This window comes from Paraburkholderia sp. MM5482-R2, from assembly GCF_050436125.1.
Lineage (GTDB): Bacteria > Pseudomonadota > Gammaproteobacteria > Burkholderiales > Burkholderiaceae > Paraburkholderia > Paraburkholderia tuberum.
Map to the genome: position 1 here is coordinate 2418952 of NZ_JBNDLP010000003.1, position 15461 is coordinate 2434412.

General features: G+C 60.5%; 10 protein-coding genes, 2 pseudogenes and 1 other annotated feature. Of the genes and pseudogenes, 3 read left to right on the forward strand and 9 right to left on the reverse strand.

The window, feature by feature from the left end:
* Positions 1–9 precede the first annotated feature (9 nt).
* From OKW37_RS33075 to OKW37_RS33090, 4 genes are all read right to left on the reverse strand, one after another.
* The gene (locus tag OKW37_RS33075; RefSeq protein WP_429510031.1) at positions 10–1278 is read right to left on the reverse strand and encodes a hypothetical protein; all 1269 of its coding nucleotides are present in this window, start codon (positions 1276–1278) and stop codon (positions 10–12) included.
* A 249-nt stretch (positions 1279–1527) separates the two neighbouring features.
* Positions 1528–1776, reverse strand: a complete 249-nt coding sequence (locus OKW37_RS33080) for a hypothetical protein (protein WP_429403436.1) — start codon at positions 1774–1776, stop codon at positions 1528–1530.
* Positions 1777–1964: 188 nt separating this feature from the next.
* The gene (locus tag OKW37_RS33085) at positions 1965–2876 is read right to left on the reverse strand and encodes an OmpA family protein (RefSeq protein ID WP_429510033.1); all 912 of its coding nucleotides are present in this window, start codon (positions 2874–2876) and stop codon (positions 1965–1967) included.
* A 180-nt stretch (positions 2877–3056) separates the two neighbouring features.
* Positions 3057–3998, reverse strand: a complete 942-nt coding sequence (locus tag OKW37_RS33090; RefSeq protein ID WP_429403438.1) for a hypothetical protein — start codon at positions 3996–3998, stop codon at positions 3057–3059.
* Between OKW37_RS33090 and OKW37_RS33095 the strand changes: the two genes are divergently transcribed.
* The gene (locus tag OKW37_RS33095; RefSeq protein WP_429403439.1) at positions 3975–7466 is read left to right on the forward strand and encodes a hypothetical protein; all 3492 of its coding nucleotides are present in this window, start codon (positions 3975–3977) and stop codon (positions 7464–7466) included. The two genes, OKW37_RS33090 and OKW37_RS33095, sit on opposite strands and share 24 nt — an antisense overlap.
* A 351-nt stretch (positions 7467–7817) precedes the next feature.
* Here the strand turns inward: OKW37_RS33095 and OKW37_RS33100 are convergent, their stop codons facing one another.
* Both OKW37_RS33100 and OKW37_RS33105 read right to left on the reverse strand, forming a co-directional pair.
* Positions 7818–9362 carry a TolC family protein gene (locus OKW37_RS33100; RefSeq protein ID WP_429403440.1) on the reverse strand — a complete coding sequence of 515 codons (1545 nt, stop codon included), beginning with the start codon at positions 9360–9362 and terminating at the stop codon, positions 7818–7820.
* Positions 9363–10464: 1102 nt separating this feature from the next.
* Positions 10465–10650, reverse strand: a complete 186-nt coding sequence (locus OKW37_RS33105) for a hypothetical protein (RefSeq protein ID WP_184060756.1) — start codon at positions 10648–10650, stop codon at positions 10465–10467.
* A 183-nt stretch (positions 10651–10833) separates the two neighbouring features.
* On the opposite strand from OKW37_RS33105, the pseudogene OKW37_RS33110 reads away from it, so the two are divergent.
* Both OKW37_RS33110 and OKW37_RS33115 read left to right on the forward strand, forming a co-directional pair.
* Positions 10834–11491 (forward strand): annotated as a pseudogene (locus OKW37_RS33110) (transposase); the annotation flags it as partial.
* Positions 11036–11152: a sequence feature (AL1L pseudoknot), on the forward strand. (Overlaps the previous pseudogene by 117 nt.)
* A gap of 195 nt (positions 11492–11686) precedes the next feature.
* A pseudogene (locus tag OKW37_RS33115) lies at positions 11687–12103 on the forward strand (DDE-type integrase/transposase/recombinase); the annotation flags it as partial.
* Between the two features lie 157 nt (positions 12104–12260).
* Here the strand turns inward: OKW37_RS33115 and OKW37_RS33120 are convergent.
* From OKW37_RS33120 to OKW37_RS33130, 3 genes are all read right to left on the reverse strand, one after another.
* Positions 12261–13511: an acyl-CoA dehydrogenase family protein gene (locus OKW37_RS33120; RefSeq protein WP_429403441.1), complete on the reverse strand. Its 1251-nt coding sequence runs from the start codon at positions 13509–13511 to the stop codon at positions 12261–12263.
* Between the two features lie 61 nt (positions 13512–13572).
* Positions 13573–14337 carry an SDR family oxidoreductase gene (locus OKW37_RS33125; protein WP_184060752.1) on the reverse strand — a complete coding sequence of 255 codons (765 nt, stop codon included), beginning with the start codon at positions 14335–14337 and terminating at the stop codon, positions 13573–13575.
* 87 nt (positions 14338–14424) lie between these two features.
* A complete protein-coding gene (locus OKW37_RS33130; protein ID WP_429354099.1) occupies positions 14425–15441 on the reverse strand; it encodes a phosphotransferase in 1017 nt (338 codons plus the stop codon).
* Between the last annotated feature and the right edge of the window lie 20 nt (positions 15442–15461).

Genomic DNA, 15461 nt, shown 5'->3' on the forward strand with positions numbered 1-15461 from the left:
AGCCAGTGGTCATGCGCCTTCCAGTGTTTTGCCTCGATGAAATGGCCGAACGCCTTTTTCTACTGCTGCGAGCCACCTCGCATCGCCAGTCAGACCATAGAGGCGCATCAGGCCGAAGGCCGCTTCGCCATCGTAATAGATGATCCGGAATGCCTGCTTAACCGACAGATCCGGATAGTTCAGCACATGGCTGAATTTGCCGGTGTCCGCATCCTGCATGAAGAGGATTCCTGTTGCGAGCTGTTCTAGCAGAGTCAGATATTCGTCAGAGCCGGTCAGCTGGCTGTATTTGACCAGCGCCAGAAGGCACACGCCGTTGCCACCCAGTTTGACTTCGCCCTGCCGGTCAACCAGAAACGCCGCGCGGGCACCGGACGGCAATTCCGCCGGCATGATGAGTTCATTGACGAGATAATGCAGCGCTGCGTCGATTGCTGTCTTCAGGTCGTTGTCCTGGGTCACTTCCCAGGCTTCGAGCATCGCATAGATCGAACTCGCATGACGCAGGGTGTTGTAAGTGCCGATTTCGCGATCGAAACAGGGATGCCAGCCATAGTGGAAGCGCCCGCCAGGCTGTACCTGGCCGGCCAGATAACGGCTGCCGGATGCGACGAGCGCCCTGACGTCTGCCGGCCGGAGATGTTCGATGATGCGGCGGCCCGCGTTCAGACCCGTCCCGTGCAGAAGGTGTACCTCCGGCGCTTGCAGGCTTGCGAACGCCCCGCGGGTCGAGAACACATTAACGTTTTGCTGATCCTCGAAATTCACGCTGGCAAGCTGGTGCCGAATGGCGGCATACCGTTCGAAGTTCTTTGTGTTCACAACCGCATGCGTCTGTGCCGGGCCGCCATACAGCATGGCATTGCCATTCAGTTCGGTCTCCAGAAAGGCATGCCTGAAATTACTGTCCAGCGACAGGCCGCAACGAAAATAACTGCGCCGGGTCTGTTCGAGGCGGCCCCGCAGTGCCTCCCAGGTCATGCCTTCAACGCTGGTAACCCAGTCCACCCGAAGCCACTGGACGACCAGTCCGGCCGCGCCGGCAGCCTGCGTCACCTGCTCCGTGCCTGCGTCCCAGGCCTCGGCAAATGTCGCCGCCGTTGCGGTCACGACGTCGGCCCGCCGCTGCCCGTCGCTCCATGAAAAGAACAGGACAAAGGGCGGCCAGGACGCCGCAAGGGGATTGACCTGCGGTTCAACGACGGAGCGCAATCGCGCGAACAATGCGGCGAAGCCTGTGGGGTTGGGATGCGCGTGCTCAGACGGGGTAGATGTCATGTGGTTTTACCCTTGGGTAGAGGCAGCCAGCACACCTGCGGCCAGATACCTGGCGACGATGTCTCGTCTGGCCGCAGCCATTAAAATCTTACCGAACACGATTTCGCCCTTCAGTATATACATTTGTTGTTCGAGATTTTTGCAGGGGCACGATCCGCGTGGATCGAAAGACTCATGCTCTGCACTCCGGCAAATTCTCCAGCCGCCAGGATCTGCATTTCAGCATCGCGAACCCTGAATCAACCGCAACTAATCCGTTGCAGCCTGGAGATCTGACTGCACCTGACAGTGCCCTTCATTTTGAAGATTCGTGTCTATCGGCGTTGTTCCGGTAACCGCGAGCGCTCGCTGCCACTGCTCGATGAACTCACGTTTGCTCGATCGGGACGCAAACACGAACTCATTGAGCTTCCCGTTAAAAAATACCTGATCCCTGTCGCGCAACTCTGCATAGGCGAGCAGCACATTGATTGCAGGAATCTCTGTTTGTCTGGTCATCGCGACACTCCCGTTTTCGGAAGGCCCTCACCGTTTGCCCGGGCATGCGGTGAAGGCCGGTAGGTGCGCGACCTTCCCGATTCAGGAAGATCGCGCCTCAGGGCTCAACATCAGGGCTCAGCATCCCCCCATGCCTTTATCGGGCCGGGCCCGACAGACTCAGTTGCACCACCACCCGGCGGTTGGGCTCATTGCAGGCAATCTTCTGCTGCATCGTGCCGCTGCAGTCGGCGACCACCGGATCGGAATTGCCCGCGCTTTCCGCGGTGATCTTCTGCGCGCGGAATACCCTGCTCGATCAGCATCCGGCGAACCGTCATCGCACGCTGCTCCGCAAGTTTCTGCGCCGCTGCGTCCGAGCCGATCAGGTCCGCGTGGCCGATCACCGTCACGGCTTCCAGCGATGCGTTCTCCGCGAGAATCTGCTCGGCAAGGCGCGAAATCTCCGCCCTGCCTTTACCGGTCATGTCCCGACTGCCAGACTTGCCGAAGGCGAACAGCGTGTCGCCCTTGAGCGTGTAGTTTTTTACGACGGCAGGTTGTGCCGCCGCGGCAGGCTGTACCACGGGGACTGACGGATAGTCACACGCCTGCACTGCCGGTGCACGGGAAAGCACGTGCATCTGGGCGCGCATGCCCTGCAACTGGGTTTCGGCTTCGTTGCGCGGCACCACCACGGGTACGCCATTGCTGCCCGGCGCCGCGACCTTTACGAAGTAGGTCATGCCGCCCTTCAGTTCAGCGCGAGATCCACCGGTGGTCTTGCCCTTATAGAGCGGTGCATCGTGGATGTACGCACCCAGCGTGTGTTCGCCCGGCTTCACGCAAAAGATGCTGTAGCCGTTAGGCAGCAACGCGGTCTGCAGGTCGCCATCAACATAGACGTCAGCGGCAGCCGAACGGCCCGCACCCGCGGATGCGTCACGGTAGTAGACGATCTGTGCCTGCTGCGAGCTGACCTGGCCAACAGGCGCGTAGCTCTGGCCGAATACCTTGCCGGGCTGCGTACCGGCACGGGCCGTCGGCGCGGTGCCGGGTGCGGCTGCCTGGGTGACCGGCGATTGTGGGTTAGAGAAAGTCTGTTGTGCGATGGCGGGCAAGGTACCCGCCGTCACGAGCAATGCGCCTGCGAGCGCACGCATCAGGGTTTGATTGAAAGTCATGTTAGTTCACCAAAACGGGCTCCCTGCACCGCCCGATGCGGTTCAGGGGACCTTGTCAAATGATTGGTCAATTCCGGCGTCCGCTACGAAGGTCATTCGTAGCGGACCGTCCGAAGGTCAGTGGTTGTTCAACGTCGTCTCTACACCGTGCTGTACCAGCAGTTCGGCGTTCAGACCCGAGTGGTAGAAGACGTCATACTCGACGCCACCCACGGTCGTAGTGCCAGACTCCTGCGCCCAGTCGCCTAGGTCCTCTCCATCCGGCAGCAGATCGGACAGTTCGACCTTGTCGCCCGCATCACCCTTTACCATCAGCTGCGTATGGCCATCGGCAATGAACAGGTCCTTGCCGCCAAGGTCTAGCACATCGCCCAACGCAAGCTTGAGCGTGTTGTTGCCCGTGCCAGTGATGTCGAACACTTCGATCGACGACAGCTTGCCATGAAGCTCGTTGGTCAGATCCAGGGTTTGGTCTGTGCCTGTCAGCTTCAGCGTGTCGATACCACCGTTGCCTTCGATGGACGTGCTGTCGGCGTTGAAGTTGCTCAAGTCACCCATCGTGAAGATGTCATCTCCATCGGTGCCGAAGAAGCTTTCCAATCCAACATTCGACTGCGTCGCATCGGAGCCGGCCGGTACGGTCTCCGTCCCGTAAGCAAAGTCCTGAAGGATACAGCCGTTAAATTCAGAGTAAAACACCAACTGGACCGTGGCGATCAGTTCGCCGTTTGGTGAATCAAAGAAATAGTCCGTAGGCGCGCCAAAATCAAGATTGAACTGGGTTCTTCCAAGCTCATTTCCTTCCGCATCCAGGTAGACTGCGTAGCACCCTTCCTGATCGATCCCTTTCAAACGGAACGAGACGAAGGTTGCGGCGTCATTGAGCGAAAGTTCTGCGCTGTAGCGGGTCGTTTTGTTCGGCACCCCAAGCCAAAGACCCCTGTCTCCTCCAGACGCGTTATAGCCATTCGTTTGAGTCGCCGATAATGTAAAGCCGTCGAAGCTTGTGCTCGAGTTCGTAGTTTCAAAGTCCTCATGATGCGAGTAAATGTGCGTCACGGGGTCGTCAGCATCCGCATCCGCATCCGCATCCGCATCGGCATCCGCGTCGGCATCCGAATCCGCATCGGCATCCCCGTCAGCATCCGCATCCGCATCCGCATCCGCATCCGCATCCGCGTCAGCATCCGCATCCGCATCCGCATCCGCATCCGCATCGGCATCGGCATCCGCATCCGCATCCGCATCAGCGTCGGCATCAGCGTCAGCATCCGCATCCGCATCCGCGTCCGCGTCCGCATCCGCATCCGCATCGGCGTCCGCATCCGCATCAGCATCAGCATCGGCATCCGCGTCGGCATCCGCATCCGCATCCGCATCAGCATCCGCATCAGCATCCGCATCCGCATCGGCATCGGCATCGGCATCAGCATCAGCATCAGCATCCGCGTCGGCGTCAGCATCCGCATCCGCGTCGGCATCCGCGTCAGCATCCGCATCCGCATCAGCGTCAGCATCGGCATCCGCGTCAGCATCGGCATCCGCGTCAGCATCGGCATCGGCATCGGCATCGGCATCGGCATCGGCGTCAGCGTCCGCATCCGCGTCGGCGTCCGCATCCGCATCCGCGTCGGCATCGGCATCGGCATCGGCATCAGCATCGGCATCCGCGTCGGCGTCCGCATCCGCATCCGCATCGGAATCTGCATCCGCATCGGAATCTGCATCCGCATCGGCATCTGCATCCGCATCGGCATCAGCATCCGCATCCGCATCCGCATCCGCATCGGCATCAGCATCAGCATCCGCATCAGCATCAGCATCAGCATCAGCATCCGCATCCGCGTCAGCATCCGCGTCAGCATCCGCGTCAGCGTCAGCATCCGCGTCGGCATCCGCGTCAGCATCCGCATCGGCATCGGCATCGGCATCGGCATCGGCATCGGCATCAGCGTCAGCATCAGCATCCGCGTCGGCGTCAGCATCCGCATCCGCATCCGCGTCGGCATCCGCGTCAGCATCCGCATCAGCGTCAGCATCGGCATCCGCGTCAGCATCGGCATCGGCATCGGCATCGGCGTCAGCGTCCGCATCCGCGTCGGCGTCCGCATCCGCATCCGCATCCGCATCCGCGTCGGCATCGGCATCGGCATCAGCATCGGCATCCGCGTCGGCGTCCGCATCCGCATCCGCATCGGAATCTGCATCCGCATCGGAATCTGCATCCGCATCGGCATCTGCATCGGCATCTGCATCCGCATCGGCATCAGCATCCGCATCGGCATCAGCATCCGCATCGGCATCCGCATCCGCATCCGCATCCGCATCAGCATCCGCATCAGCATCCGCATCCGCATCCGCATCCGCATCCGCATCCGCGTCAGCATCCGCGTCAGCATCCGCATCCGCATCCGCATCCGCGTCAGCATCCGCATCCGCGTCCGCATCCGCATCCGCATCCGCATCCGCATCCGCGTCGGCATCAGCATCCGCGTCCGCATCCGCATCAGCATCAGCGTCGGCATCCGCATCCGCATCCGCATCCGCGTCGGCATCAGCATCCGCGTCCGCATCCGCATCGGAATCGGAATCTGCATCAGCATCCGCATCCGCATCCGCATCCGCATCCGCATCCGCATCCGCATCCGCATCCGCATCGGCATCGGCATCGGCATCAGCGTCAGCATCAGCATCCGCGTCGGCGTCAGCATCCGCATCCGCGTCGGCATCCGCATCCGCATCCGCATCCGCATCAGCATCGGCATCTGCATCTGCATCTGCATCTGCATCTGCATCTGCATCTGCATCGGCATCTGCATCCGAGTCGGCATCCGCATCCGCATCCGCATCGGCATCCGCATCCGCGTCGGCATCGGCATCGGCATCGGCATCGGCATCCGCATCCGCATCGGCATCGGCATCGGCATCCGCGTCAGCATCCGCATCCGCATCCGCATCCGCATCAGCATCAGCATCCGCATCCGCATCCGCATCCGCATCCGCATCCGCATCCGCATCCGCGTCAGCATCGGCATCGGCATCCGCATCCGCATCCGCATCCGCATCCGCGTCAGCATCAGCATCAGCATCAGCATCAGCATCAGCATCAGCATCAGCATCAGCATCAGCGTCGGCATCCGCATCCGCATCCGCGTCGGCATCAGCATCCGCGTCCGCATCCGCATCCGCATCGGAATCGGAATCTGCATCAGCATCCGCATCCGCATCCGCATCGGCATCGGCATCAGCGTCAGCATCCGCGTCGGCGTCAGCATCCGCATCCGCGTCGGCATCCGCGTCAGCATCCGCGTCAGCATCGGCATCCGCGTCAGCATCGGCATCCGCGTCAGCATCGGCATCGGCATCGGCATCGGCGTCAGCATCCGCATCCGCATCCGCATCGGCATCGGCATCCGCATCCGCATCCGCATCCGCATCAGCATCCGCGTCAGCATCCGCGTCGGCATCCGCATCAGCGTCAGCGTCCGCATCCGCGTCGGCATCCGCATCGGCGTCGGCGTCGGCGTCGGCGTCGGCGTCGGCGTCGGCGTCGGCATCGGCATCGGCATCAGCGTCAGCGTCAGCATCCGCGTCAGCATCCGCATCCGCATCGGCGTCGGCATCAGCATCCGCATCAGCGTCGGCGTCAGCATCCGCATCGGCATCAGCGTCAGCATCGGCATCCGCGTCAGCATCCGCGTCAGCATCCGCATCGGCGTCCGCATCCGCGTCAGCGTCCGCGTCCGCGTCCGCGTCCGCGTCAGCATCCGCATCCGCGTCAGCATCCGCATCCGCATCCGCATCCGCATCGGCGTCGGCGTCCGCATCGGCATCGGCATCCGCGTCGGCATCAGCATCCGCATCCGCGTCAGCATCCGCATCCGCATCCGCATCAGCATCCGCGTCCGCATCTGCATCTGCATCCGCGTCAGCATCCGCATCGGAATCAGCATCCGCATCCGTATCGTCGTCAACTGCACCCGGCGGCGTCTGTTCATCCACTACAGCAGGAGCGCTGCCGCCATTACCACCACCGCTCGCGGCGGCAATCCCCGCACCCAGCGCGGCAAGCGCACCCAGGCCCAGGAGGCCGAAGCCCACCAGACCGACACCCGGCGCGGCGACGAGATTCGCGCCGAAACCGTTCAGTTGCGCCGCACCCAGAACCAGAGGCGAGTCCGCGCCATCCACAAGAAAAGCGGCCTCATGATCATCCTCGCCGTCCGCAGCGATATATTCGTGATACGACCCGTCTTCACCCAGGCCGACCAGCTCGCCTTCATTGCCGTAGAAGTCCTCAATGATCAGTTGCGGCTGGTCCAGCTCCGCCCCTTCCAGGCTGACCAGAAGATTCTTGCCGGAGCGTCGCACGGTAATGTTTTCGGGGCCGTGGCCGGTCTTGCTCTCGGCCAGAATGAATTTGCCACCTTTGATGGCGCTTACACGAACGGGAGCGCCTTGCGCGGACCCGCGCAATTCAACAGTCTGCTTGATGGTGCTGCCGTCGACAACGGCCAGCTTCACTGAACTGGTACTCATAGTAGTGCCTCTTTGGGTGCGTATGCTGGTCCACCTGGCCAGCGTATAGATAGAAAGTGGCGACATGGCAGTCGCAAGAATGCTGCTCTACCTCTATTCTTGATGGGTGAGCAATAAAACGAAATATGACGAGTTCGAATTTGGACGAGACAGAAACGAGACATTTCCCGGCACGGGAATCGCGAGCAGCGGTGCCTATGCACGATTGCGTAAGGGCTAAACAGGCAGTTGTCCGATGTTTCTCGCCTCTGTGCGCCAGACGCAAAAAGGGCCGCCATCCAGAAAGGAAGGCAGCCCATCGCGAAGCCCTGTATCCGGTGCGGCTCTGATTCGCAACACCTAACCGCCGGAGCGCCCGGTCTCCAGCCAGTCAACCAGCGAACCCGCGGATGCGTGCTCCCGCAGTACCGCCGCGTAGCCATCGAACCGGTTCGTCACTTCGCTCACGCTGTTGCCGTAGTGATCGTTCTCCGCAAGGAGCACATCGAGCAGGGTTCGTTTGCCCAGGTGGTACCACTGTTCGAAGAAGGCCTTGCGCACCTGATCGGTTTCAGCGGAGAGGCGTTTGTACTGCTCCGCACGGCTGAGCATGGTGTGCGCATCCTGATCCGCGGTGCGAATGCCATACTCGAGGTCACGCCGCTGCTGGTCGAGGCGCTGCCACGAAGCCTGTGCCCGGTACCCTGCCGCAGCCGTCGCCGCCTGCGTCGAACCGCCGCGGAATGCCGCCCAGTTGAGCGTCAACATGGTTTGCCATGGCGCACGTTGTCCCGCGCCCGTGCCTCCGATTCCGGCATTCGCACTGACAACCCAATTCACCGACGGCAGGCCCGACGCTTTCACCACTTTGGCATTCAGGTCGGCCGCATTTGCCTCGGACTGAATCTGATGCAAGCTCGGATGAGCATTCACCCGCTCCAGGAGTTGCGGCAGATTGCCCGGTTGGAGCGGCCAGTCGCGCGCGTGCGGAATCGGCGGTACGCTTTCGCCCAGCAGCTTTTGCAACGCCAGTTCCGCATCACGTGCCTTCGCTTGCGCTGAATCGCGCGCAGCTTCAGCCTGCAGCAGACGCGCCTTGGCCTGCGTGAGTTCGCTGCCGCGACCACGGTCGACAGCCACAATTTCGCTGAGCATCTTCACGAGCGTGGCCATACGCTCAACAAATTGCTGGCTCACGTCAACGATCGTGCGCTGCTTGCCCAGTTCAACGAGCGTGCTCGTCACCTCGAACGCATTCTGATCGCGGGCCGCTACATAACTACTGAACGCGGCATCCGAGAGTTGTTCATGACTTCCGATTGTGTTCTTTGTGCGCCCCCAGTCGTACACCGTTGTCGTGACGTTCGCCGTCACTACGTTCCCGTTGTTGGAGCCATTTCGATTACCGGGACCAAATTGCACACCCTGTGTCTGCGAACCGATGTCGACTTGCGGCCACCGCAAGCCTTTCGCTTCGTCGACGTCTGATTTCGCGGCTTCGTAGGCGGCATACGCCTGCCCGACTTCGGGACTGCGCTTCTCCGCTTCCTCGACGGCGCTCAGGAAGATACGCCGCAGCGTGGCGGAATCCACCGGAGGTCCTCCCTCGCTACTGGACGGTTGCGTTTCGAGCCACTGTGAGAACGTCACCGGAGGAGCATGGCTTCCCGGGGTCGACGGCTGTTTAATCTCGACCGGAGTCGATGTGCTTGCAGTTGCTGCATCGCTCGCCAGTGCCAGATCAGACTTCGTTTGAGCGCCCGCAATGGCACTCGCCGGCAAGGCGAGCACGACCAGCAGCGACGAAACCAGCCATGACAGGGGGCGGAGCCGCAAACCGGAGAGGCCGTCCCCGTTGGTGAGGGGCGCGGCAGCCTGTACGTCAGGAAAATCGTTTCGAGTCATGATCGTAACCGGTTAGATTGAAGTATGTGGTGCGACACCTGAACCGCAATCCAGACTCAGAAAACAATGAAGCAATGCTCGTCGTTTAAAGGATCGATTCGGCTAATTCGGGTGACCTTGGTGAACGAAACACGAGATTTCGTACTGGCTCCAATTGTCCGGATATCGGTGACCCCGCGAAATCAGACAGCCGCGACAACGTAGTGAGACTGGTACGAATTTTTTGTTCGCAGTCTTTCACAAGCACTGATTTCCGCGCGCGATTGTCTGACCAGATAGGGCTGCCCGTATCGACAGTGGCCAACCCATTGCTCGCCTATTTTCATCGAACCGTTGGCGCGAGAGCGGCGTGTTGAACAGGCGTGCGGCGAGGTGCGGATAGGGCACGTTCATGGCTGTGCCGAACAGTGAAGTTGTCACACGATTTCCTGCCGCAGTCGAAATTCCTAGTAGCAGCATCATTTCTGACTGGTTCGATACAATGCAAAATCTTATTCCCGTACTTTCTCATTTATGTTCTTGAGATTTGCACGGAGATAGCCATGGAGCCTTTCTCTCTGATTGAATTTTCGAACTCGCACAGCCATGCAAGCATCGCGAACCATGCCCCCTTCCGTCTCGTTCCCGTGGGCATGCAGTCGGTGCTGCGAAATCTGTTTGGCGCGCGTCGCTGAAGATGTGCAACATATCTTCCCGGTTCACGCATTTCCGCCTGTCGGGGCGAGAAACTGTGAAGGAGAAGGGTAATGCCCAAGTGCCGACTGCTGCTTCATTAGCCACTTTGTCGGTCACCTGCAGGCCTGAGGGCACGTAGTCTCGCTACGGAATATCTTCACCACCGCAAATCGATCTTTGGTTTCGATCTGCTTGTGATTGTGATTTTGACGGAACCCACCACACTCCTTGTACGCGTGTTAGGCGAGAACGCCGGCAACTATCTGCCGAATCTCGTCACTTTGTCAATGCGTAGCTATGCATATGATTCTCTGCGAGCCGATGACGGGCTCAATGACCGGACGATTCTCTACTGAAAGTGGCGGATTACGTGGCGGCCTTTAGCCGGCATTTTTATCGTGCTGACTTCGCGGGGTCATACGATCTATCAATTCGTCGTCGGCGCGCTGCTTGTGCTAACCATCACCTGACATAGATGACGGTGTTCGAAGACAGCGCGATCAGGATCGATGCGCATGCTGCCGCCAGTGCGATCGCGCAATCCGCGAGGGTCTAAAGGTGTCGCGGCGATAACACTCATTGCCGCATCGGCTCTTGCCATAATCATGTTCATGTTGTCCTTCGGGCGGAGGCGCCGGCCGAAAGCCGACTACGCTCATAGCTCGCTACACATGGCCGACCACCAATGTGCAGACCTGTGACCACTGGCAGAGGTGGCTCCGGGAGTTCGGACAGTTGATTGAGTGGAAAAGCTGGGGAGTGAGTCGGTCATAATGGCCGGCGAAGGAACCAGAAGATGACGAAACGAAACCGACGAACACATTCACCGGCGTTCAAGGCAAAGGTGGCACTTGCGGCGCTCAAGGGCGACAAAAAACTCTGGCAGAGCTGGCGCAGCAATTTGATGTCCATCCGAACCAGATCACAGACTGGAAGAAGCAACTGCAGGAGCGGGTTCGCGAGTTGCGCCAGGTTAATGAAATCCTGCGCAAAGCATCGGCGTATTTCGCACAGGCGGAGCTCGACCGCCGATCGAAGTGATGATCACGTTCATCGATGATCACCGGCAGGTCTACGGGGTCGAGCCGATCTGCAGGGTGCTGCCGATCGCCCCGTCGACGTATTACCAGCATGTGGCCCGGCGGGCCGATCCAGCACGCCGGCCGGCGCGGGCCCAGCGTGACGCAATGCTATGCGGGGAAATCCGGCGCGTGTGGGAGGAGAACTTCCAAGTGTACGGAGTCCGCAAGGTCTGGCTGCAACTCGCACGCGAAGGCATCCAGGTGGCCCGCTGCACGGTAGAGCGGTTGAAGAAGCTGGGCCTGCGGGGTGTGCGGCGCGGCAGATTCATCAGGACGACCGTTAGCGACAGTTCGAGACCTTGCCCGCTGGACCGCGTGCAGCAGCAGTTCAAGGCCGAACGACCTAACGCGCTGTGGGTGTCAGATTTTACGCTTGTAGCCGAGGAACCGTTCGATATCTGGACCAAGAAAGCTCCGGAAGCGGGTGGGAGATCTCATAGCACATCCTCCCTATCGCCTTGCGCGACATCGCGTAGTTGATCGATTGCCAGCTTGCCGTAAATCTGGGTAGAAGAGATGCTTCGATGGCCAACATAGTCGCCAATATGCTTGAGTGAGAAATGAGCATTGCTGGTGCAAAAGCGGCGCGACAAGACTGCGGCAAAGCGCTTCTTCCGGCGGGTGCTGCGTTCAAACCCGGTGCCGCGCAAGATCGTTACCGACCAGTTGCGCAGCTATCCGGCGGCGAAGGCTGATATTCCTGAGCTCGCTCATGTGAAGCACGTTTTCGTCAAGGCGGCTGCACGCGTGAACAACCGTGCCGAGAACAGCCATCAGCCGACCCGCAGGCGCGAACGCCAGATGTGCGGCTTTCGCGATGCGCGTCGCACGCAGGAATTCCTCTCATGCTTCGGACCGATACGGCAGCACTTCGCGTTGCCCACACATCAAATGAACGCGGCATGGCATCGTGCCGTACTCAAAGAACGCTTCGCCACATGGCATGGTTGGACTGTTATTGCCGCACTCGAGGAAGTTATCTGATAAGGATAGCTACGCTTTGGCTACGTAATTACCCTACGCCCGCCAAGTTGACAGAGCCTTGTGACGGCATGAAAAATGCGCGTCGTGAAATCGCGACGAGGAGTATTTTGCGGCAAGGTGCCGCAACACGTTGACGTCGCCCGGCCACTCGCCGCGGTCAGTCCCGTGCAGGCATTATCAGATAGGCATTGGTTGCTCCCGCAACGTACGGCCGTGCCTTGATTTCCATGCGCGCAATGCCTTGCAAATGCACTTCATCTGGACCGTCGGCAAAGCGCAGCGCGCGTGCCCAGGTCCAGTTGTCGGCCAATGGCGTATCAGGGCTCAGTCCCATCGCACCGAAAACCTGCATCGCTCGCTCGCAAACATTGGCGTACACCGTTGGCAAGAGCGCCTTGATCATCGAGATCTCCTTGCGTGCTTCTTTGGCCCCAACCCGGTCGATCATCCAGGCCGCCCTCAGCACGAGCAGCCTCGCCTGCTCGATTTCGATGCGCGACTTCGCGATCCATTCGCCGACCGCGCCGTGCTCATGCAGCGCCTTGCCGAACGTCGTGCGCGACTGAGCGCGCTCGACCATCAATTCGAGAGCAAGCTCGGCCGCGCCGATCGAGCGCATGCAGTGGTGGATGCGCCCCGGTCCAAGACGCGCCTGAGCCAGCGCGAAACCGCTGCCCTCTTCACCGAGCAGATTGGCTGCCGGTACCCGAACATCGCGGAACACGATCTCGCAGTGCCCTTCCGGCGCAACGTGATTGACCACCGTTATGTTGCGCACGATCTCGACACCTGCGGTGTCCCTGGGGACGAGAATCATGCTCTGCTGCCGGTGCGCCGGTGCCTGCTGGTCGGTCTTGCCCATCACGATGAACAACTTGCAATGAGGATGCGCGGCGTTCGTGATGAACCATTTGTGGCCGTTGATCACATAGTCGTCGCCGTCCCGGCGAATCGAGGTCGTAATGTTGGTCGCATCCGAAGATGCGACCTCAGGTTCCGTCATCGCGAAAGCCGAGCGAATCCTGCCATCGAGCAACGGCGTCAGCCACTGGTCACGCTGGGCAGGCGTAGCGAACATGTGCAGCAGTTCCATGTTGCCGGTGTCGGGCGCGTTGCAGTTGAAGACTTCCGACGCCCACGACACCCGCCCCATGATTTCCGCGAGCGGCGCGTATTCCAGATTGGTCAGCCGCGTGCCCGGCTCGTCGTCCCGCAGATGCGGCAGGAACAGGTTCCACAGGCCCTCGGCACGAGCCTGCTCCTTGAGCGACTCCATGAACGACACAGGGTACTGCCCCTGGTTCACCTCATCGTGCCACTGCCGGATGCGCGGGACGATGTGTTTATCCATGAAGGCGCGCAACTGCTCGCACAACGCTTCGACCTTGGGGGTATAGCCAAAATCCATGATGATTCTTCCTTGCAAAATGTCCGCTTGAAACGACTGAGACCGTGCCTGCCGCCAATGGCTAGATCGTCAAACCGCCGTCGACGACAATGCATTCGCCGTTCGTATAACTGGCCGCATCAGAAACCAGATACAGCACCGTTCCCGCCATCTCGCGGGGCTCCGCGTGGCGGCGCAGTGGAACCTTCGAGAGCCAACGATCATAAGTTTCCTGATCCTCGAACAGGGCGCCGGCGAAACGGGTCTTCGTCAACCCTGGCAGCAGCGCGTTCACGCGGATACCCAGCGGGCCGCACTCCTTCGCGAACGCACGCGTCATATTGACGACGGCGGCTTTCGTGATCGAGTAGATGGCCTGTTTGTCGCCCGGTTGCAGCGCGTTGACCGACGCCGTATTGACGATAGCCCCGCCGCCGTTATCGCGCATCAGCTTGCCTGCCTCGACAGACATGAAGAAGTAGCCGCGCAGATTCACCTCGACTGTCTTTTCGAACGCCGCCAGATCGGTATCGAGCACATGCCCAAAATACGGATTTGCGGCGGCGTTATTGACCAGAATATCCAGGCGCCCGTGCTGGCTGCGGATGGTCTGGAATGCAAGAAGAATGTCGTCAACCCGGCCGACGTGGCATGCAAGCGCCTGCGCGCTCCCGCCGGCCGACCGGATCCCGCCGACCACACCTTCACAGTCCTCCAGCTTGCGGCTCGAGACAATTACATGCGCGCCCTGCTCGGCGAGCAGCTTCGCAATTTCCTCGCCAATGCCGCGGCTCGCACCGGTCACGAGCGCAATCTTTCCCGTCAGATCAAATAAATTCGTCGTCACAACTGTCTCCAATATTCGCGGTCACCTGAATCCTGCCGATTCCTCACACACGCCACCAACGCGTGCACGCCCCGTCCGCATCAAAGGTCAACGAAGATCAACGCCCATCTGCGCGAGCGTACCGGCCATCTCACCAACCTGGCGCGCCTTGTCGCTCGACGCATTGCCGTCCAGCGCCCGCTTCTTGACGCCCTGCGCGATCGCTGCGAGCCGGAAGAAGCTGAACGCCAGGTAGAAGTTCCAGTCTGCGATTGACGAAATCCCGCGACGCCGGCAGTAGCGCTCAACCAGGGCAGGTTCGTCGGGAATGCCCAGTGAGTTGCGATTCAGCCCGCCGAGCCCGGTGATATACCCCTCAGGGGGCAGCCGCAGGCACATGCAGAAGTACGCTAGGTCTGCCAGCGGATTGCCGAGCGTTGACAATTCCCAGTCGAGAATCGCGCGGACTGTTGGCGCGTTTTGCTCGAATATGAGGTTATCGAGGCGAAAATCGCCGTGCACCAGCGACGGTCGATCCGATTCGGCAGGACAATGCGCGGGCAGCCACTCGATCAACGCGTCCACCGCCGGCAGCGTCCCGGTCTCCGCGGCGCGATACTGCTTGGTCCATACACCGATCTGACGCTCGAAATAGTTGCCGCTGCGGCCATAGTCCGACAGCCCGACCGCATCAACGTCCACGTCATGCAGGACTGCCATCGTTTCGATCAGCGATTCATAAAGCGAGCCACGCTCGCTGGCCGCCATTTCTGGCAGCGCCGGATTCCAGAAAATGCGCCCTTCCTTGTAGCTCATCACGTAGAACAGACTGCCGATCACATCGCGATCTTCGCAAAGATGCAACGCTCGGGCGACCGGCACCGGTGTATTTGCAAGTGCGGCCAGCACGCGGAATTCACGGTCGACGGCATGCGCCGATTTCAGCAACGTTCCCGGCGGCTGCCGGCGTAGCACGTAGCGGCCGCTGCGCGCGTGCAGCAGGAACGTCGGATTCGACTGCCCACCGGCGAATTTCTCCACGGTCATGGGGCCTTCGAAACCCGGCACGTGCGACGCGAGGTAGTGGGAGAGTTTGTCGGCGTCGAAATAAAGGTTATCGTTCATGAGGTGCAAAACATCCTGAA